This is a genomic window from Aestuariivirga sp. (assembly GCF_047600585.1).
GTDB lineage: Bacteria > Pseudomonadota > Alphaproteobacteria > Rhizobiales > Aestuariivirgaceae > Aestuariivirga.
In genome coordinates, this window is record NZ_JASGKP010000001.1 from 1,157,967 (window position 1) to 1,178,376 (window position 20,410).

General features: G+C 55.7%; 16 protein-coding genes and 1 tRNA gene. 13 read left to right on the forward strand and 4 right to left on the reverse strand.

Annotated elements, in window-relative coordinates:
• Positions 1–132: 132 nt before the first annotated feature.
• The 11 genes from QM801_RS05520 to QM801_RS05570 all read left to right on the forward strand — a co-directional run bounded on the left by QM801_RS05520 (position 133) and on the right by QM801_RS05570 (position 12,038).
• Entirely contained in the window at positions 133–726 is a 594-nt protein-coding gene (locus QM801_RS05520) for an ABC-three component system protein (RefSeq protein WP_415018212.1), read from the forward strand.
• Positions 723–1,250 (forward strand): ABC-three component system middle component 5, encoded by a 528-nt coding sequence (locus QM801_RS05525; protein ID WP_415018213.1) that lies wholly within the window; start codon positions 723–725, stop codon positions 1,248–1,250. Before QM801_RS05520 ends, QM801_RS05525 begins: the two co-directional genes overlap by 4 nt.
• Positions 1,237–3,150: an AAA family ATPase gene (locus QM801_RS05530; protein WP_415018214.1), complete on the forward strand. Its 1,914-nt coding sequence runs from the start codon at positions 1,237–1,239 to the stop codon at positions 3,148–3,150. The genes QM801_RS05525 and QM801_RS05530 overlap by 14 nt, the downstream gene beginning before the upstream one ends.
• A 595-nt stretch (positions 3,151–3,745) precedes the next feature.
• Positions 3,746–4,183: a hypothetical protein gene (locus QM801_RS05535; RefSeq protein WP_415018215.1), complete on the forward strand. Its 438-nt coding sequence runs from the start codon at positions 3,746–3,748 to the stop codon at positions 4,181–4,183.
• Positions 4,184–4,340: 157 nt separating this feature from the next.
• Positions 4,341–4,577, forward strand: a complete 237-nt coding sequence (locus QM801_RS05540) for a hypothetical protein (protein ID WP_415018216.1) — start codon at positions 4,341–4,343, stop codon at positions 4,575–4,577.
• Between the two features lie 254 nt (positions 4,578–4,831).
• Positions 4,832–5,032 (forward strand): hypothetical protein, encoded by a 201-nt coding sequence (locus tag QM801_RS05545; RefSeq protein ID WP_415018217.1) that lies wholly within the window; start codon positions 4,832–4,834, stop codon positions 5,030–5,032.
• Positions 5,033–5,034: 2 nt separating this feature from the next.
• Positions 5,035–5,670: a hypothetical protein gene (locus QM801_RS05550; RefSeq protein WP_415018218.1), complete on the forward strand. Its 636-nt coding sequence runs from the start codon at positions 5,035–5,037 to the stop codon at positions 5,668–5,670.
• A 160-nt stretch (positions 5,671–5,830) separates the two neighbouring features.
• A tRNA-Lys gene (locus QM801_RS05555) sits at positions 5,831–5,906 on the forward strand.
• Positions 5,907–6,610: 704 nt separating this feature from the next.
• On the forward strand, positions 6,611–8,908 hold the full coding sequence (locus QM801_RS05560; protein WP_415018219.1) for a DGQHR domain-containing protein: 2,298 nt from the start codon (positions 6,611–6,613) through the stop codon (positions 8,906–8,908).
• Positions 8,905–9,780 carry a DNA adenine methylase gene (locus tag QM801_RS05565; RefSeq protein WP_415018220.1) on the forward strand — a complete coding sequence of 292 codons (876 nt, stop codon included), beginning with the start codon at positions 8,905–8,907 and terminating at the stop codon, positions 9,778–9,780. Before QM801_RS05560 ends, QM801_RS05565 begins: the two co-directional genes overlap by 4 nt.
• A gap of 125 nt (positions 9,781–9,905) precedes the next feature.
• A complete protein-coding gene (locus tag QM801_RS05570; RefSeq protein WP_415018221.1) occupies positions 9,906–12,038 on the forward strand; it encodes a DUF262 domain-containing protein in 2,133 nt (710 codons plus the stop codon).
• A gap of 64 nt (positions 12,039–12,102) precedes the next feature.
• Here the strand turns inward: QM801_RS05570 and QM801_RS05575 are convergent, their stop codons facing one another.
• From QM801_RS05575 to QM801_RS05590, 4 genes are all read right to left on the reverse strand, one after another.
• On the reverse strand, positions 12,103–14,586 hold the full coding sequence (locus tag QM801_RS05575; RefSeq protein WP_415018222.1) for an aminotransferase class III-fold pyridoxal phosphate-dependent enzyme: 2,484 nt from the start codon (positions 14,584–14,586) through the stop codon (positions 12,103–12,105).
• Between the two features lie 11 nt (positions 14,587–14,597).
• Positions 14,598–15,344, reverse strand: a complete 747-nt coding sequence (locus QM801_RS05580) for a GntR family transcriptional regulator (protein WP_415018223.1) — start codon at positions 15,342–15,344, stop codon at positions 14,598–14,600.
• 123 nt (positions 15,345–15,467) lie between these two features.
• Positions 15,468–16,481, reverse strand: coding sequence for an ATP-binding cassette domain-containing protein (locus tag QM801_RS05585; RefSeq protein ID WP_415018224.1), 1,014 nt, complete (start codon positions 16,479–16,481; stop codon positions 15,468–15,470).
• Positions 16,482–16,489: 8 nt separating this feature from the next.
• Positions 16,490–17,272, reverse strand: a complete 783-nt coding sequence (locus tag QM801_RS05590) for an SDR family NAD(P)-dependent oxidoreductase (RefSeq protein WP_415018225.1) — start codon at positions 17,270–17,272, stop codon at positions 16,490–16,492.
• A gap of 179 nt (positions 17,273–17,451) precedes the next feature.
• On the opposite strand from QM801_RS05590, the gene QM801_RS05595 reads away from it, so the two are divergent.
• Both QM801_RS05595 and QM801_RS05600 read left to right on the forward strand, forming a co-directional pair.
• Positions 17,452–18,411, forward strand: coding sequence for an ABC transporter substrate-binding protein (locus tag QM801_RS05595; RefSeq protein WP_415018226.1), 960 nt, complete (start codon positions 17,452–17,454; stop codon positions 18,409–18,411).
• Positions 18,399–20,405, forward strand: coding sequence for an ABC transporter permease (locus QM801_RS05600; protein WP_415018227.1), 2,007 nt, complete (start codon positions 18,399–18,401; stop codon positions 20,403–20,405). Before QM801_RS05595 ends, QM801_RS05600 begins: the two co-directional genes overlap by 13 nt.
• Positions 20,406–20,410: the final 5 nt, after the last annotated feature.

Sequence of the window (20,410 nt, forward strand, 5' to 3'; positions counted from 1 at the left end):
GGGGGCATTCTTGGGGGCCGGCATTACGCTCAGCTTTCAAAAACTCTCGCTCAGTAAGAATGCGAATATGGTGGATCAGTCCAATTCCAAGGTTGGTGGTGATCAAGTAGGTCGCGACCAAATAAACAAGCGATGAGCCTGATCAAAAAGAACGCAGTCGATCAGTCCCGGTCTCATGTGGCTCGCGATCAGATTGGCGGCGATCAGGTCAACATACATAACCACTTTGGCGGTGGCGAGGCTGCTGCCGTAAGCTCCCAAGTACAGACTCTCTTCAAGAAATTAGTGAGACAGCGGGAACGTGGTGAATCTCGGACGGGGTTCATTTCTGATCTCGAGATATACGTTGAAACTCGATCTACTCAGACAGTTGTCGGCCTCAAAGAGAAACTTGAAAGAGTTGGGAGAGGGGCTGAATTTGACGACGCTGTTCGAAAGAAAGAACTCTTCTCCAAGAAACTGCTGTCCCTTCAGCATTGGGAGGCTGCGCAAGAGTTATTTGCATACTTTCTATCTATGATTCAGGAAGCATTTGACCGCCGAATAATTCCTTGCTGCGACACGATAGACCGCGCGCAACTAGAGCAGATAATTGGCGAACACATTACAGATAAAATCCTATCGGAGATTGGTGCTGGGGATGAGGCTCTAATTGTCAATCACGCGTTGATCCAGGGCATGATTTTCTGGTTGGCCGATAAATGCTTTGTGAGGTGGCACAGATGACCGCAATCACCTACACCGCAGCTTTTGATCCGTTTCATGCGATCTTCAGGATGCTTTGTCTGTTTGAATATGACAGCAAGCTTTCGTTGCAGACAGATCAGGTCAGGATCATGGACTTCTATGTTTGCTTTCCGCAGTTCTTGGACAGCTTCGAGGCTGCGAGGGAGATGACCGGTTTTGTAAAACTCAAGAATAGCGTGATGCGGAGATTTGATGACAAAGACCCCTATTCTCGTCTTCCTTCCCCCAGACAACTATTCCGAAGAATGGAACCCACCCAAATGGCAGCAATTAATACGCTGTCATCCTCAGGAATTGTAGAAGTCTCAGGTTTACCCGTGCCGTTGGTAAGTAGAGCGGATTTTACGATCCCAGAGAAACTGAGATCAGAGGTGCATCGGTTCCTAAAGCTGAATGCCGATTTAATGGCAGCGGTGAATCTTATGGCGGGTTTAAGAGTGACTGGACCGAGCGGCCTAAAAAGAAGGTCACGGCTTGAGGAGTATCGTTATGACGCGGTTTAATCCAAACCTAGCGGTTAGTCGCGTTGTCGTGGTTGCGCGGGGCAAGACTGTATTCGACGAGAAATTTCATTCAGGACTCAACATAATCAGAGGCGAGAACAGCTCAGGAAAATCCACAATAATGGATTTCATTTTCTATGGTCTGGGAGGTGATCTGTTCGATTGGCGAGAGGCAGCCTTAAAGTGTGAAACTGTTTTTGTTGAAGCGACGTTGAACGGAAACGTCGTTTCCCTTGCTAGAGACATTTCTAATAAATCTACGTCACCTATGAAAATCTTTCCGGGTAAGATGGAAGATGCATTCTTGCAAGCGCAGGGATGGGAATCTTACCCCTATTCCCGAGGGGCAAAAGAAAGTTTCTCTCAAGTATTGTTTCAACTCTTAAACTTACCGGAAGTGAAGATCAACGAGACCGATGAATCTTCATCGAAGATCACGATGAACCAGGTTCTTAGGCTTCTATATTCCGATCAGCTTAGTCCAGTTGATAGCATCTTCCGCTTTCAAGCGTGGGATGACGTGATTACGCGGCAAACTGTGGGCGAGTTTTTGTGTGGTGCCTTTAGCGCAAAGTACTACGCTGCGCGTTTGCGTCTGGTTGACGCTCTTGCTGAATACAAGGTCGTAGATGGCAAGATAAAAGCTTTGCAAGGTGCGGAAGTGAGTTCAGAGCAACCACTTACGGTGGAATGGCTGAATGCTACGAAGTCCAACTACTCAAATGACCTTAAGGTCGTTAACGAGCAGATCGCAATGCTGGAGCGAGACATCTTTGATGCACAATTCGAGGATCGCCTTACGCTAAATGATCAGGAAGCGGCCTACAAAATTCTTCAGGATAGGCAGAATGAGCTAGCTACCGTTCGCGAGAGGATAGATCAGTTGACGCTCGAAATTGCTGATTCTGACTATTTTATTTTGGCCTTGGAAAAGAAACTAGACGAACTTCGACAGTCAGATTCTGTAATCGAGTCTCTTAAGTCCATTGAGTATGAGGTTTGTCCTGCCTGTCTGTCACCTATTGCTTCCCCAACAGAGGGCGCTTGCTCTCTTTGTAAGACACCCCATTCACACGAAGTTCTGCGCGCGCGCTCTGTCAACTTCATCAATGAGTTTAGTCGTCAGAGGGAGGAATCTCTCGCGCTGCAGAAGGAAAGAAAGACCGAACTCGAAAGGTTGGAGAGCGCATTGTCGACTGCTCGCTCATTGTGGGAGCAGGCAGGTAGACATTACACTGTCAGTGTGCGCACTCCTACAACGGAGATTCGCGCAAGACTCAGAGAACTCAATCGGCGGGCTGGGTATTTGATTCGACAGCTTGAGGATCTGTCGCAGAAGGAAGCAATTGTGCTTCAGCTAGCTAAGTTTTTCCACGACAAGGAAGTTCTGAACAATGAGATTTCAAACCTAAGAGCCCAAATACAATTTGAGCACACTAGAAGCATGGAAAGAATGGCGAGGGCCCGCGAATTAATCTCAACAATCGTGATTGACTTTTTGAAGAGTGATTTGGAGCGTCAGAGCACATTCAAGAATGCGGAAGTCGTTTCATTTGAATTTGACGCCAATAGAATTGCCGTTAACGGCGATAGGTATTTTTCTGCGAGTTCCATGGCTTATCTGAAGAACAGTTTTGTCTCGGGGTTCGCGCTTGCTGCTGCGAATGATCCTCAATTTGTTCATCCTCGATTTATGCTTTTGGACACTGTTGAAGATAAGGGCATGGAAATGGCGCGAAGCCAGAATTTTCAGAAACTTCTCGCGCGTTACTCCCTCAAAGCAAAGTCCGAACATCAGTTTATCATAGCGACGTCTATGATTGCCCCTGAACTTAATGTTTCCGACTACACCGTTGGTGAGTTCTATACTCATGAAAATCGGACGTTGAAGTTTCCGTGAGCTATTGACTCCCTCCCAGCCTAGGACTATATGCCCACGCGATGGTCTGGACAAGGAGAGGATCAGTGTCGCGAGCTTGTCTTCACTGCCAGCACCATGTGCAGCGCCTGCGGCGGGTGGCCCAAGCAGCCAGCCGCCCCGGGAGCCGGAAGCGCACCCCTCGGACACTACGGTCCGAGCGCGGGTCTCCGCCCATCACCCACGGCAACAGTCTCCGCCCGCGCCAGACCAGCGGTCTGGCCGGAGGGGGCTGCCGGCGGCCTGGCATCCGTGCCCTGGCGTGCCGCCGGCCGTGCGGCGATATGTGTGCTCTTTGCGGGCCAAAACCGCTGCGTTCCAGTGAAAGGCTTCGGGCCTCATCCCCCTTCTTCCCCACCTTCGTTGCAACAGGCCTGAAGCCGGACGGGAACAGTCCTCTCCGCCTCCTTTCGCCGCCGCAAGGCCGGTGCCGCATGTGACTTGCTGCACCCCGCACTCCTCCGTTTCGCCCGGCCGCCGCCCTTGCGCGCGCCTGCCGTCCGCGAAGCGGGGGAGGGCGCCTGCCGCCCGCTGCCTGCCGCACACCATCTCGAATTCATCAGTATACGGAGCAATCATGCGCCCCTTTCGGCCGCCCTCGCGCCAGCCCTATCGTTCGATCACGCCGTGGACAGGCTTCACGCCCCGCGAGAAGCGCCGCCCCCAGCCGCTGCCCCGCTGCCCGGCGCTGGCCTGCTGCCGCGCCAAGGCCTGCATCCGCGCCATCGACGGGCTCTATTGCCGCCGCACCCACATGAGCGTGGACGAAGCCGGCAGCCGCGCGCGGAACGGCGGCCCCCCGCGCGAGGTCTGGCCCACGCTGCCGCCGGGCGCCAGCTTCCGCCAGGTGGAGGCCTACCGCATCGCCACCGACATGCTGCTGGCCGAGGCGGAAGCCGCGCGCGAACGCATGACCGCGAAGTGGAAGCGCGGTGATCTCGAACCCCTCTACGGCCGCTTCGACCCCCGCGGCGTGTGGATGTACCCGCCGGAGCGGCGGTATGTGGAGGAGTAGGGGGATGCCCGTTTCTTCGCCCTCGGCGGGCCAAAAACCCTTTATCCACCGCTGTGCGAAGCCTGTTGATAACCGCCGGGGTGGCGTTGCTGCGGGTTTTTCCGCGTCCCAGACTGGCGGCGGGGCTTTAAACGCATTAACATAGGGGACGTCAGGAATGTCGACTTTCAGCATCGCGGCAACGGTCATTCTTGTTTTCGCAACAGCAGGAGCACCCGCCATGGCCGGCACCACCAGCAGCGCAAGCGCATCGGGCTCGGCGTCCGTCACGGTAAAGTCCGGCCCCGGCGGCTCGACCGTCACCATCAAGACCACCAAGAACGGCGTCACGACACGCAACACGACGACGAGCGGCAACAGCGGCTACGCCTCGGTGCGCTCGCGCAGCCACTGAGGGCGGCGGCCGCATCTCCATATTCCGTCATTCCGGACGCGCGCCTTGATCGAGCGCAGCGAGATGTCGCGCGCGAGCCGGAATCCAGCTTTGGGTGATACAAGGAAGCTGGGCCCCCGCCTTCGCGGGGGTGACGGTGTTTGGTGTCTTCAACACGCATCTCCGCCCACCGCCTTGAAATTCCTCCCATGCCGCCCCACTTCCACCCAACTCGGGGGCGAGTGTGCACAAGACATCGATCACGGAGGGACGCCATGACGAAGATGTTGCGGATCTGGGCCATGGCAGCATCGCTGCTGGCCCTCATGAACGTGGCGGGCGATGCCTTCGCCACCACCCCCATTGCCAGCCGCCCCGGCCCCTGCGCCGGCATGTCCGGTTGCGCGGATGATGACGACGGCGATGACGAGGGCGCGCCCATGGAAATCCGCCGCCGCCATTCGGATATCATGTGACCATGCGAAGCCCGGTTTCCGCCGCCACCCTGATGCTGGCGGCGCTTCTCTCTGTCTCCGCCACCGCTGCCGCCCGCGCTGCCGAGCGCCCGCCCATGCCGTCCGAAACCATTGATCCCGGCTGCACGTGGCAGTGGCTCGAAGGCAAGGCCGAGAATGCGCCGAAGCTCTCCATGTGGGCGCAGGACTGCAAGCTGCAGACCGGCCACTGGCAGCTTCGCTACGAGAAGGAGATGCCGGGCTTCTCGCTGTGGATCGATGACCAGCGCCAGGGCATGGTGCTGCAGACCTTCAGCCTGCCCAAGGACGCCAAAGGAATCGAGGGCCTGCTGCCGCAGCTTCGTTCGCGCGCCCTCATTGCCGACAGCGATGAATGCGTCTTCCAGCCCGCCGCCATCGGCAAGGTGCCGAAGACCGTGATGCAGTACGAGATCCGCCCGGTGGGCCAGCGGCTGAAGGATTTCGAGGCCACGCCCGACGACCAGATTCCCGATCCGCCCTGCGGCGACTATGCCTGGTCCACCCATGGCGTGCGCTATTTCCAGGCCGATCTCCGCACCCCCGGCACCATTGTCTATTTCGATCTGGGGCAGGATGGCTCGCTGTTTGCGCCGGAAACCGTCGTGGTCGAGCCGTGAAACACTGCGGAAAAGGGGCTGTTCACCTTGGCCAACGGGGCGGTTGAAAATCCCGAAATGAGGGGTGGACAAGGGCCCGAGCCTCGCCTAAGAGCCGTCCCGTTCGCGGGCGTCCGCCAGTTCTGGCGGCTCACAAGGCCCGGACACTTCCACGAAGGATGGGCGATTAGCTCAGGTGGTAGAGCAGCTGACTCTTAATCAGCGGGTCGAAGGTTCGAGTCCTTCATCGCCCACCATCCTTTCAATAACTTAGCCAACTTTAAAATCAAGGTGACTGACCGGAACTGCGTGCTGGCTAACATGCGGCTAACATATCTGTTAAGGCTGGTCGCAGCGAACTTCGGCGTTCCAGTGAGACGCCGCTAGGGTTGGATAGTCGAGGAACGGCGAAGGAACGCTCTGCGCAAAGTTGTGCGCCCCGCTCAGTGAAACCTGCTCGCCGTCTTTTTCAGAGTCAAGTCATGCGCATCGGACCTGAGGCGCCAACATGCTTCAATGGGCCTGTCCAAAACAACCTTCAGGTCGATGCCTCGGCCTTACGAGAGTGCTAAGCGCACTTTGGGCAGTAGAATGCCATCGAATGGTGGTACTCTTGGCTTAATGCGCTGCGTTCGAGATCAACCGTTCTTTTGAGAGTTCAGGCCGTCTTTTCCGTGCGTCTCCTTCACGTCATCTCGGCAACCCAATGTTTCCATCTCTCTAGGCGCCCCTACCGGTCTTGACCTGGTCCGGAATACCGCGGCAACGCCATGGGTTCGTTTGCCCAGTGAAGGATGGCGAACTAACTGAACACTACTTAGCAACACAAGCTCCGCCTTTATTGAACGGGTCACGAAACCCCCTTTTGGATAAGCGGACCTCCAGATATACTGCAGTTAAACACTAACGACTCTTGGGCGGGGCACAACTATTGCGCGAGGAAGAGCTATTATACCCTCTGGTGACCACGCTTAGTACGCGTGTGACAGAAAAGAGAAAGCGGCGTGACCAGTTTGTGAGGCAAACTGTTACACATGCTGAAGCAGATCTGCTGCTAGCGGAGGGGTGGCAACTAGATCGGAAAATGCAGCATCGTTCACGCGTCAAGCGTGAAAAATCACTTGATGAAGATCTCGAAAACCGGATGTGGTGCTTGCTTGCGGACTTCGGTTTCCCTGAACTCAACCAAGGTCGCCAATTCAAGATTTGGTTTCGCAGGAACAACAAGATCGAGGGTTCCAAACAAGTAGACATATTCGCCAAGGATGATGAAACCGTTATTGTTGCGGAATGCAAGGCATCAGCAGAGATTCGCAAAAAATCACTTCAAAAGGACATTGAAGAATTCGCCAACCTAAAGGGGAAAATGTCGGAGTTGATTAAGCAGCACTACGGTTCCGAATTTAAGCCCAAGATCATTTGGGCAATCATCTCTGACAAAATCATCTGGTCCAAAGAAGACAAGAACAGAGCAGCAGGCGAAAACATCGCCGTGATTACCGAGCGTGAACTTCGATACTTCGCGGAACTCGCAAAACATCTCGGCCCAGCTGGCCGTTATCAGTTCCTCGCTCACTTTCTCCAAGATCAAAAAGTTCCAGGTTTGGAGGACCGTCGTGTTCCGGCATTGCGAGGAAAACTAGGAAAGAACACCTTCTACACCTTCGTGACTACTCCTGAGCGATTGTTAAAGATCGCCTTTGTGAATCATCGAACGTTGAACGACCCGAAAGGTATGCCGACTTACCAGCGTTTGATCACAAAGGGGCGGATTAAACAGATACAAAATTTCTTGCAGGGTGGTGGCTACTTCCCAACAAACATTATTGTCAACTTCGTTGCCAAGCCCAAATTCGAAATCCGTCTCAAAGAGGAAGAAGCAGACGTTCATTACGGAACCTTATACCTGCCGGAAAAATACAAATCGGCTTGGGTGATTGACGGTCAGCATCGTCTCTACGGCTATTCAAGACTGCATGAATTGCAGAGGAGCCAGAACATAGTCGTATTGGCGTTTCAGCAAATGTCAAAAGAAGACGAGGCAAATCTTTTCGTAACTATAAACCACGAACAGAAGACAGTCCCGAGGACATTGCTCGACGATTTGCAGGGTGAACTCAAATGGGGATCGGATGATCCTCGAGAGAGAATAACGGCGATGTGTTCTCGTCTAGTGAACGTTCTCAATGCCGAGGCGGGCGGTCCTTTCCATTTGCGCGTAGTTCAAACGGGCTTACGAAGCACACGTGAGACCTGCCTCACGTTGCCAGCGCTGTTAGAGGCCCTCAAGAAGTCAGAGCTTCTGGGTCGAGTAGGGAAAAAGACAAAACTCTATGAAAGTGGGCCCTTTACCGGAAAAGATGATTACTCCACTCTGGATCGTGCTCGTCACGGCCTCGAGGACATATTTTCGATTCTGAAAGAGGCGAACCCAGAGATATGGCGTGCTGGTGCCGACGGAGCTGTTTGGACAAACACAGGCTTCGCCGCAATTCTCATGATTATCGCAGAAGCCATTCGAAACTATGAGAAGACCTCTGGGTTGGACTGCAACGAACTGTCGCCAGAGGAAATCGCTGAGCAAGTCCAGGATATCATGGCGCCAGTGACTCACCGACTGAAATCAGGCACTGCCGGACAAATTGTTAAGCTGTTTAAAGAAGGCGTGCCGTATGGCTCAACGGGCCCCCGTGAGCTTTACCTAAAACTGGTGGGCGTTATTCGTGAACAACACCGAAAGTTCGGGCCAGTCGACTTTGATCAATGGCGGAATGAACAGAATCTCGAGCGAAAGAAGCAAGCTACCGAGAAAGTACAAGAGCTCAATGCCGCAATCTGCGCGACAATCTTTTCCATATTCAGAAGGGAGTATGGGGATGAGCACTACTTTTCTAAAGGAGTGACCAGCAAGGATATGCGTACTGCGGCTTATAGCAAGCAGCAAGACGATGACATCGGTCAGCAAGGCCCGCTCGAGGAGTATCTCAATCTAATTGACTACAAAAAGATCGTCGAGAAGTCTGAACATTGGCCGTTGTTTCAAGACGTTTTCAGTATCAAGCTCGATGAGGACAAAGCTGGGCAAGCAAAATACCTGCATTGGATGGACAAGCTAAACGACATTCGCAAGAAAACTGTCCATCAAGCTGCGGGCCGAGTGGTTACAGATGCAGAAGCCGATTTCGTGGACTGGATCCATCAAGTGTTCTTAGAGCGCCTAGCAAACAGCAAACATCTTGGGGTGACGAAAGCCGCATGATCGTTCCATTCCTTAAGTGGCCTGGAGGAAAGCGGTGGCTGGTACAAGATTATCCAGAGGCGTTTCCTCGCGTAGCAGGCACATACTACGAACCTTTCCTTGGTGCTGGGGCAGCCTTTTTTTTAACAGAACCGTCGGCCGCCCATTTGTCTGACGCGAACGCCGAACTAATCAATGTTTATAAACAGATCCGCAGGGCACCGCTGAAATTTGCGAAAGCCTTGGCGGTCTACCACTCTAAACATGACAAGGCATTTTACTATCGCGAACGGGCTCAAAACTATGCGTGCAACTTTCGCCGTTCAGTTCAATTCGTTTACCAGAACAGAACGTGCTTCAACGGCATTTATCGTGTGAACTTGGATGGACAATTCAATGTACCAATTGGAACAAAGAATGCAGTGGTCTTGCCATCCGATGATTTCCTAGCTGTAGCTCGGTTATTGAGAGGAAAGACTTTGGCAGTTGAGGACTATTCGACAGCAATTGCCAAGGCCGGCAAAAATGATTTCATATTTGCCGACCCACCGTATACGGTGAAGCATAACCTTAACGGCTTTGTGAAATATAACGACAAGCTCTTTCAGTGGAGTGACCAAGAGAAGCTTCGAGCTTCTCTTGAAGCGGCCAGTAGGCGCGGAGCACGCATCGTCGTGAGCAATGCAAACCACGAATCTGTCAGGGCGCTCTATTCCAGAGGGTGGCATCTAAACGTCGTATGCCGATCGACAGTGATATCATCTGATCCTGGCAAGCGCGGTGAGACTACAGAGCTGTTGATATCAAATTTTCCACTAAAACTGGCGCAAGTCCGCAACGATCATCTTTTTAAATCGCCCGGACGTTCAAATGGATTTGTGGCTTCTAACTAGTGGATCACTCGGTGCTGAGCGATGCGCTGCACGGTTTGCCGAGGAGACAGTTTTGAAAGCCGCGATTGATTGTAGTCGAAAAGAAACTTGGTGGTTTTTTTGGCGAATAGCCAACTGGGAAAGACATGAAGATATCTAGCATTCTGGACAAAATTGACGAGAAACAGCTTTTCGTTCCGGCATTCCAGCGGGAATATGTATGGAAACGAGATGACGCTAAGAGTCTAATCGACTCTCTAATTAAAGAATACCCGACGGGCACGATGCTGACTTGGGAGACTGCGAACCCGCCTGAACTTAAGGGGCCCCATAAGTATAATCAGAAGCAGGGCTCTGTCCGATTATTGCTCGACGGTCAGCAGCGCATCACCACGCTTTATATGTTGATCCGAGGGGAGCTACCTCCATATTACACAGCTGCCGAGATTACAGAAGACACGCGTGGATTACATGTAAACTTGCAGACGCTTGAACTCTCCTACTATTCGAAAGCCAGAATGGACAATAACCCATTCTGGCAAAACATCACCGATGTCTTCAAGGGAGCGGTCAGCGCGTTCGATTTGCAGGCTGCATTTGCTAGTAGTTCAACACCAATTTCAATGGATAGCCTCAAGGCGTTGAATGACAATGTAACTGCTATCTCGCGGATCAAGGATCGTGAATTTCCTGAACAGACTATCCCAATCAAGGCATCTATTCGCGAAGCAATTGACATTTTCTATAAGGTCAATGCTAGCGGTGTGGCGCTTACGGATGCTGAACTTGCACTCGCGCAGATTTCTGGCTTTTGGCCCCAGGCTCGTGATCTTTTCAAGGTCAAGCTGCTTGAACTTGAGAAGCAAGGCTTTGGTTTTCGATTAGATTTTATTGTGTACGCCCTACTAGGATGCCTGCATCACATGGCGTCGGACATGCGCAAACTTCACGATGAGCAGAACAATGGGCCATTGAGAGAAGCTTGGAAGAGGTTGGACGAGCAGGTTCTTGACTACGTTGTCAACCTGCTCAAATCGAGAGCGTATGTGGATCACGTAGATGAAATCAGTTCTCCATATGCGCTTATACCGATCATTGTTTTCTGCTTCAACAAGAGGGGCAAACACCCCAGTGACCTTGAGATCAAGAAATTGGTCAAATGGTTCTATTATTCGCAGTTTCGTGCACGATATGTCAGCCAAGTCGCACAGAAGCTCGATCGGGATTTGCGGATTATTCAGGAGTCATCTCAGCCGTTTGACGATCTGCTGCAAGTGATCGCCGAGGAACGGCCTCTGGAAATTTCTCCAAATGAGTTTGAGGGGCGCGGGATCAGTCACCCGTTGTTTAGCATGGTGACTTGGTATGCAAAAAGCCTTGGTGCAGTTTGCCTGACTACAGGAATCACACTTAGGCAGAACATGGGAAAGAAATATCAGATTGAGTATGATCACATCTTTCCGTTTTCGAAACTCAAGGCCAGAGGCTATGGCAAGGAGAATCGCCTGAAGTATTCTTTGGCTCAAGAACTCACCAATCGTGCGCTGCTGACTCAGATTGCAAATCGCAGCAAATCAGCGACGGATCCCAACGTTTACCTTACGGATGTGTCAAAGAAATTTCCGGGTGCGTTGGCAACTCAATGCATTCCAAGTGATCCCATGCTGTGGACGCTCGACCATTATGAGGAGTTCCTCGCTGTGCGTAGGGCTGCACTTGCCACAGGTATAAATCACTTTCTTAATGGCATCACGGCAACAAGCAGCGTTTCTATGCCTGCAACGATCGAGGACCTCATCCGAGAAGGTGAAAGTGATGAATTGGAGTTCAAGTCCACGTTGCGCTGGGATTTGCGTGAAGCCAAGCTGTCTCAGAAGATGGAGGAAGTTATCGTTAAGACGGTTGCTGCGCTAGGCAATGCGCAGGGTGGTACATTAATCATCGGCGTAGCGGATGATGGGCAGGTCTTGGGGTTGTCACACGATATGCTGACGCTCAAGGAGGCGAATAGGGACCACTTCGAACTTCACCTTAGGAATTTGCTGAGTCAAAACATCGGGCCAGTGTTTGCCACCAATCGTGTTCAGGTCAGATTTCACACGGTAGAGAATGAGGATGTGTGTCAGGTGGACGTTGCGAAGGTTAGTGAGCCCATAATCGTGACAGCGAAGGACAAGAACGGACAGCCAATTCAGAAGTTCTATGTGCGGAATGGTAATGCTTCTATCGAACTGAGTATGTCGGATTTCTCTGACTACTCAAGGGAGCGATTTCGCTAAACCGGTTTGCCAGAGATTTCCATCGAGGGACTGAACTCTTCCGCATCCGTGAAGGTCTTCCTTCTCAAGAATGGAAGGCGGAAAATGCAGATGTGTCTTTGATAACTGCGAAGTCCGCCTGCGATGGAAGGTTCAACAAAACCTTATGGAGTGCATCTAGGAACTGGTCAGCTTGTTGGGCTCCGAATGCCAAAGGCGGCCGAATCTTAATGATGTTGCCAAGGGGCCCTGTAGAGGCAACCAAGACCCCGAGTGACTTCAATCGCTCACGTACCCAACGAGCTGCGAACTTTGCCGGTTCGCGTGTTTCTCGGTCGAGCACGAGTTCCACGCCGAGAAACAGTCCGCGGCCGTGGATGTGGCCGATGATGTCGTATCGCTTCATCAGGTCGTGGAGCCCGGCAAGCAGATGCGCGCCAGTTGCGGCTGCCCTGTCCTGGAGCCTCTCGCCCTGGAGGACGTCGAGACAGGCGTTGGCCACGGCAGCAGAGACCGTGTTCCCGCCAAAGGTGTTGAAGTAGCCAGTGGTTTTCTGGACCAGTTCGGCAAGGTCGCGGCGTGTGACCAGCGCCGCGATGGGGTGGCCGTTGCCCATGGGTTTGCCCATGGTCACGATGTCAGGCTCAACGCCGAAGGCCTGGAAGCCCCACATGTGGGTTCCTGAACGGCCGAACCCCATCTGCACCTCATCCGCAATCGTGAGCGCGCCCTCGCGGCGGGCGGCAGCGTAGGCGAGGGGCAGATAGTCGGCCGGAGGGACCAGAGCGCCGTTGGCATCGAAGATGGAGTCGATCATAAGGCCGGCCAAGCCGTGTCCGGAGTTGTCGAGACGGCGCGCAGCCTCGCTCACATGCTGGGCATATCTCTCCCCGGCATCGTTCGTACCTGCGCGGTAGAGGCCACGGTAAAGATTGGGGGGCGGGACGGTTTCCACCCAGGCGGGCCGATCCTGCAGATCATAGTCGATTAGTGAAAGTGGGGCGACGTTGGTGGTGTTGCCATGGTAGCTGTTCTCGGTGACCACAATCCCTTGCTTCCCCGTGGCTGCACGCGCCAGCCGGACCGCGAGGTCATTGGCTTCGGAACCGGTGCAGACGAAGAACCAGGTATCGAGATGGTGCGGCAACGTGGCGGAGAGACGCTCTCCCAGGCGGACGACCTCCTCATGGAGATACCGGGAGTTGGTGTTGAGCGTGCTGGCCTGCCTGGCAAGTGTGTCCACCACATAAGGGTGGCAATGTCCCACGTTCGCAACGTTGTTGTAGCAGTCGAGATATTCATTTCCGGCCGAGTCATAGAGCAGGCATCCCCGGCCCCGGATGAGTTCGAGAGGTTCGTTGTAGAAGGTGTAGGCGCTTCCGAGCACAGCCTGCCGGCGCTGCAACAGCGAGGGGGAGGCAACCACCGGACTTGTGGCTGTCGTCGCTGGCATCGGCACCACACCTGGCATCATGCGGCTTACGAAGTCAGTGCTGGTGATCTTGCTCAGATTGATGATGGCGCCAATGTAGAGCGATTGCAGTTGCTCAAGTTCGGGAGCCTGACGATTGTTGGCCTTAGTCTGATAGGAGACGAGGCCGACCTGCAGGAGCATGCGAGCAAGCACGAGATCCTTCAGGACTGAAAGGTCTTCTGTGGTGAGGGGCATGAAGCGCTGGTAGCCGCGGACGAGGCAGGAGGCCGCGAACAGCGGGTCGTCCGACCAATGCATCAGTGAGGCAATGCACACAGAAAGGTCTTGCACCACCGGTCCATGGATCATGTCGCCAAAGTCGATGATGCCTTCGACCGTCAGCGCATCACCGAATCCTGCGAGGACATTGGACTCGTGAAAGTCGTTGTAGATCACCTGCGAACGAAGCGTGGGCAGGATGTCGGAGATGACCGACTCCAGACGAGGAAGTTGATCACCTGCCACGGCGGCCACCGGGGCAGGGAGGTGCGCTCTCACTTGGTCGGCGAAGATCAGACGGTTGCTGATGTCCCACGGCATGGCCTTGGGAGCGCCATCACTCCGGAAGCCTTGGAGCGCGCGCGCCAGGCGTCCGCAGGTAGCGCCCAACGCGAGGAGATCCGCGGCGCTCAGAGACCGCTTCTGGCCCTGCACGGCGTCCAGAAGCGTGTTGCCGGGAACAAAGGTCAGAATACGCAACGCATGGATGGCGCCATCACCACCCATGATGTCTGTGACAGCCTGCCCGTTCAAGGTGCGCACCAGACGTGGGACGGGGAGATCAGGATCGGTCCGCCGGATATGCTCGAGAGCCTCCGTTTGAAAGAGCAGGCTGTCCAATGGTTCGTCCACCGACGCGACCTTGACGACGAGGGTTCGGCCGTCCGCGCTCACCAACCGGAAGTTCTGTTCGCGCTCTCCCCCCAGCTGACGCCAGGCTCCCGAAAGGCCGTAGGCTTCCAGCACACGGTTGGCGATTGCCTCAGAGTTGAGTTGAGGAGGCTTGATGCTCCTCAGCAACGAGTCCACGGCGCTTTTCGAGGGTTGTGCTGGCACGGTCAGTTGCTCCCATTCCTTCAGATCCGGCTTGACCACCGTGACCGATGCTAGGTTCGCGCCTTCAGGGAACTTGTGGTGCGCTCCATGTCCATGAGGAGATTCATGGCGCGCTCGGCGTAGCTGAGCGCTGCGACGAGCGCTGCTTCTGCGGCCTTCAGATCCTTGCGGCGGAACGCATCCAGGATCTCGCAGAGATGGGCGTGAATCTTCACCACGAAGATCGGCGTTTCGAATATGGCATTGGAAGGCGGTGCCACGTTCACCCACACATACTCGATCATCTCGATCAGGGCGCTCGAACCACCGGCCCGGTAGAGTTCCATGAGTATGGAATTGAAGCGCTGGGCGTAACCGGCAATCTTGCCTGCCTCGATCTCCGTCTGCATCGTTTGCGTGCGCTCGATGAGCGTGTCGAGCTGCTTCGCTGTGACCCGCTCGAAGGCGCGCTCGAGCGCCAACGATTCGAGCCTCACCGAAATCTCGTAAAATTCGGAAAAGCGGCGCTGTGAGATGATGGGCACCCGGGCAGAGCGGTTCTCCTCGATGGTGAGCGCGCCTTCTTCACCGAGGCGCTTCAAAGCCAGACGGACAGGCATGGTACTGACGCCGAATTCCGCCGCCAGTGTCCTGATCTTGAGCGTATGGCCGGCAGGCCAGCGGCACTCCATCAGGTCCTTGCGAATGGAGTTGTATATGCGCTCCGCATTGGACTCTCTCGATGCGGCCGGCCGGCTGCCCTGCTGCTTCTGGTCATCTGCGGCGGATTTCCTCCGGCTCGCACCTTGCGCTTTCATTTGCCCTCCCAAGGCGTGGTCCGGAAATCCGGGCGTGAAAGTCTCAGCCGCATCGGATTCGCTTCCAGACGTCATGTTATCGCTCTTCGGCCCCGATTGCATGATTGGCATACCTTCAAAATGTCAAAGCGCAGCCTGAACCAGCGCTTCCCCAAGATTCTCGCGGCGCATGAAGCCGACTACGTTCCGGTCCCCATCGTGGAAGCCCACCACGGACGCGCCGGTGCCGAAGGCTTGCGACACGTCCTTGAGGGTGGCTGACAAGGGCAGCACGCCATCCATTTTGGCGGGTGCGCCTGGTTCGATGAATCTCTGGGCCTTGATAATGCGGCTCCGGTCCACAGCGGCCGTGAAGGCTTTCACGTAAGCATCGGCGGGAGAATAGACAATGTCCTCTGCCGTTCCGCACTGGATCAGCCGTCCCTGGCGCAGGATGGCGATGCGGTCACCAATCCGTGCGGCTTCATCGAAGTCATGCGTCACGAACACAACGGTCTTGGACAACGACGACTGCAGCCGCAGCAACTCGTCCTGCATTTCATGGCGGATCAGAGGATCGAGAGCAGAGAAGGGCTCATCCAGCAACCAGAGTGAGGGATTGCTGCACAGGCTTCGCGCGATGCCCACGCGCTGCTGCTGCCCGCCGGAAAGTTCGTGGGGGAAAAAATCCTCTCTTGACTTGAGACCGACAAGCTCGATCATGTCGAGCGCTCTTGTCCGTCTTGATTTTGCATCCTGACCCTGGATTTCCAGAGGCAACTCCACATTGCCCAACACGGTGCGGTTCGGCAGCAGCGCAAAGTTCTGGAACACCATGCTCATCTTGCTGCGACGGAGTGCCAGCAGCTCAGACCGGTTCAGTTTCATCAGATCCGTGCCGTCAAAGCTGACGCTTCCTGTTGTCGGCTCGACAAGCCGTGTCAGGCATCGCAGCAACGTGGATTTGCCGGAACCGGACAAGCCCATGATCACCAGCGTTTCACCGGTTTCGATGCGGAGGTTGATGTCCGCCAATGCGACATGACCACCAGCCCGCTCGGCCTCCTCGATCACGTTCTCGACGGTGCGGCCATCCTGCGCGCAGGCGGCATTGCGCCCACCATAGATTTTCCAAAGCTGCTGGCATTCGATGACCATGGGATGTTCTAGCCTGTCTTTTCCGGCGCGGAGACAAGCCGGGCCTCATTGAGCATGATGGAGTCGGACGAGGTGTAGCCGCCATCCACGACGATGCTGGCGCCTGTCACGAAGCTCGCCTTCTCGGAGAGAAGGAACGCGATGACCTCTGCAACTTCTTCGGGCTTGCCATCTCGTCCGAGCGGCGTGAGAGTTGCGGAGTGCGATGATCCTTCCGACGTCATGTCCGTCTTGATCCATCCGGGTGCGACGGCATTGACGCGGATGTTCCTGTTGCCGAAGTTGCAAGCGAGGCTGCGAGTGAGGTTCATCAGGGCGGCCTTCGAGGCGGCATAGGCCATGCTGGCGTAAGAGCCGATGTTGCCGTCTGTCGAGGCCACCATCACGATCGCGCCGCCATCTGCTATGGCATTCTGGAGCCGCACGGTGAGCCGGAGTGCGGAGCTCAGATTGGTCTCCATGGTCCGGTCCCAGATCGCTTCATCGTAGGACGTGAAGGTTTCAAACTCGATCACACCTGCATTGAAGACCAGCGCATCGAACCTGACACCGGCAAGCTTTTGGAGAAGCGTGTCGGGACCGGAGATGGAGGCGGCGTCATATTGATGCAAGGTCACACGACGCCCGAGTTGTCCTGCAAGGGCCGTGAGTTCAGCGGCCGCATCAGCGCGTGTCCTGTAGGTGGCATGGAGATCATAGCCTTGCCGCAAGAGCAACTCGGCCGTTGCCCTCCCGATGCCGCGAGATGCCCCTGTCACCAGAGCAGTGCGTGGATGGGTCTTGTTTGACATGCTGTTTCCTCTTGTCACCCGGTCTCGGATGCCTGCTTGGGATAAAAGCACAAACCTATCACATTTCAAGCAAATTCGGGCACAAGTGATGAAAAACCGAGCAAATGAGATAAATTTGTGATTGACTCTGTGCGCGAATGTGATCTGAATTGATACGCGTTCACGAACAGGAGTTCCAGATGAAGACGTATCAATCCAGTTTGCTTGCGGCGGCCTTTGCGATCGTCGTCGCCGGAGCCGGTTCGGCGAATGCGCAGAATGCGCCGGAGTTCACGGAGCCCATCAGGATCCCGGTCTACAATGTGCCGGACTCCGATTTCATCGATTACGCCTTCGGCCAGATCCTCACCAAGGCTGGCTACAACGTCGAATATCTCAAGATCGACTACACCGCCCATTTCACCGCCCTGGAGTTCGGCGACATCGACATGTCGCCCGCCGTCTGGGGCACGAGCAAGGATCTCGTCGACAAGACCATCAAGTCAGGTGAGGTGGTGAATGCCGGCTCGGCGGGCGTGAAGACCCGGGAGTCGTGGTGGTATCCCAACTACGTGGGCGAGCTGTGTCCCGGTCTTCCGGATTGGAAGGCATTGCTCGATCCGGCCTGTGTGAAGGCACTGTCCACCCCGGAGACAGGAGGCGCCATCAACTATCTCGGAACGCCGCCCGATTTCGCAGCCTATGACCCGGAGCGCATCAAGGCGCTTGGGCTGAACGCACACATCACGCTTCCGGGCACCGTCGGCACCATGGTGGCGACGATGAAAGGCGCCATCGAAAAGCGCCAGCCCATCATCGGCTGGGGGATGACGCCGCACTGGCTCTATGGATCGGGGCAAGGGAAGTTCGTCGAGTTCCCTGAGTTCGATGATCGCTGCCCCACCGATGCAAGCTGGGGCATCAACCCGAACGAAGTCTGGGATTGCGCCTTGTCCGTCGGCGACATCGTCAAGCTTTACAACGTGAACTTCGCCAAGAAGGCGCCTTACGCGATCAAGATCCTCACAAACTTCCAGCTCTCGACCGACGACGTGGCGACCGGCATTTCCCGCCAGGACGTGGATGGTGCAACGCCTGAACAGGCTGCGCAGGAATGGGTCGACCGGAACACCGAGGTCTGGTCGAAATGGCTGAAATAGCGGGTGCCGCCCGCCTTCGTCACCAGACCGGGGAGTGGGCAGGCCTCAAGACGCCGCAGGTGCTTGTTGCGGCGGCATTCCTGACACTCTTCGCCGGGTACATCGGCAACGGTATGCTTCCCCTCAGTCTCTACGACTGGCCGGAGGCGCACCGGATTCCCCTGCAGGCCGCGGCGAACGACTGGCTCGACAATCTGCTGCGCCGGTCCGTCATCTGGGATCAGCCGTTGCGGATGTGGACCCGCAGCTTTGGTGAAATCCTTGGCACGCCCATGCGCTTCATTCAGGGGGCGCTGGCCACGGGGTTGAACGTCAAGACCGTATGGCTGGGTGGGCCTGTCACCCTTGCGCCCATCCCGTGGCTCACGGTATCGGTGGCCTGTGCTGCCGCTGTGTGGCTTGCTGCGGGAGTCCGCTTCGGGCTGTTCACCTTTCTTACCTTTCTTTACTTCGCGGTTTTCGGACTGTGGAACGAAGCCATGCTCACGCTGGCCTCTGTGCTGGTGATTGTCGTGATCGGCACTCTCACCGGTTTTGCAGGCGGCGTGCTGCTGTGGCGTTACCCGCGACTGGAGGTGATCGCACACCCGGTCTTTGATGTGATGCAGACCATTCCGCCCTTCAGCTACCTGGTGCCGGTTCTCGTCCTCTTCGGGTTCGGACCGGTCGCGGCCCTCGTCGCCACGTTGATCTTTGCCTTGCCACCCATGGTGAAGGCCACGGCCTATGCTCTCCGGCGGGTTCCGGTGTCGGTCATCGAGCTTGCAGAGATGACGGGCGCGAGTTTCCTGCAGCGGCTCTTGAAGATGTTCTTCTCCACGGCGCGGGCTGACATTCTTCTCGGCCTCAACCAACTGGTGATGATGTCGCTCGCCATGGTGATCCTGGCGTCCATGATCGGCGCAGGAGGGCTGGGAAGCGAGGTGCTCAAGGCCCTGCAATCGCTTCGCTTCGGGCGAGGCCTTGAAGCGGGCCTGGCGATCACGCTGATCGCCGTCGTGCTCTATCAGTTCGGGCATGCCATCGCGATGAAGCGGCCCACCCATCTTCAAGCCAAGAATCACAAAAACCAGGTGATCGCCATCGCGGCGGTCGTGTTGTCGGTTATCGTGGCGTGGGCCTTGCCCGACCTGCGGAAATACCCAGAGGCCTGGACGCTGTCGTCGTCCGAATTCTGGTCGCAGATCATTGCGTGGCTGAATGCAAACTGGGGTGCGGCATTCGAGATGACCCGATCAGCAATCACCTTTGGCGTGCTGCGCCCGTTGTTGAACCTCTTGCAGAATGTGGGATGGGCGCCTGCGTTGCTGAGCCTCGTTCTCTTCAGCTTCGCCCTCGACCGTCCCCGGCTCGCCGCCCTTGCTGCCGTCGTGGTCGTGGGCATTGCCAGCATAGGCTACTGGCAACCGGCCGTGATGACCCTGCACCTCGTCTTCACAGGCACGCTGCTTTCGCTGCTCGTTGGTGTTCCCATCGGCATTTGGGCGTCGTCTTCATCTCGCGTCTTCACTGTGGCCGACGGCATCGTGACGACACTGCAAACCTTGCCATCGTTCGTTTACCTCATCCCGATCGTCATGCTTCTGGGCCCCGGGGATGTCGCCGGTGTCTTTGCCATTGCCATCTACGCGATGGCGACGACCATCCGCTACGTCTCCCATGCCCTGAAGGAAGTGGACCGCAGCGTGCTGGAGGCGGCCGACATGTTCGGCGCCAGTTATTGGCAGACCTTCATCAAGGTCCGACTGCCCTTGGCCTGGCCGGGATTGCTGCTCGCGCTCAACCAGACTCTGATGATGGCCGTGGGCATGGTTGTGATCACCTCCCTCATCGGTACGCGGGGATTGGAACTCGAAACAATCGACGCCATCGCCCGGGTGGAAGCCGGTCGCAGCCTGGTCGCGGGGCTTGCGATCAGTGCATTGGCCATTCTGATCGATCGGTTTCTGACGGCAGCAGCACAATCCTATGTGCCTGTTCGGTCCACCACGTGAGAAAG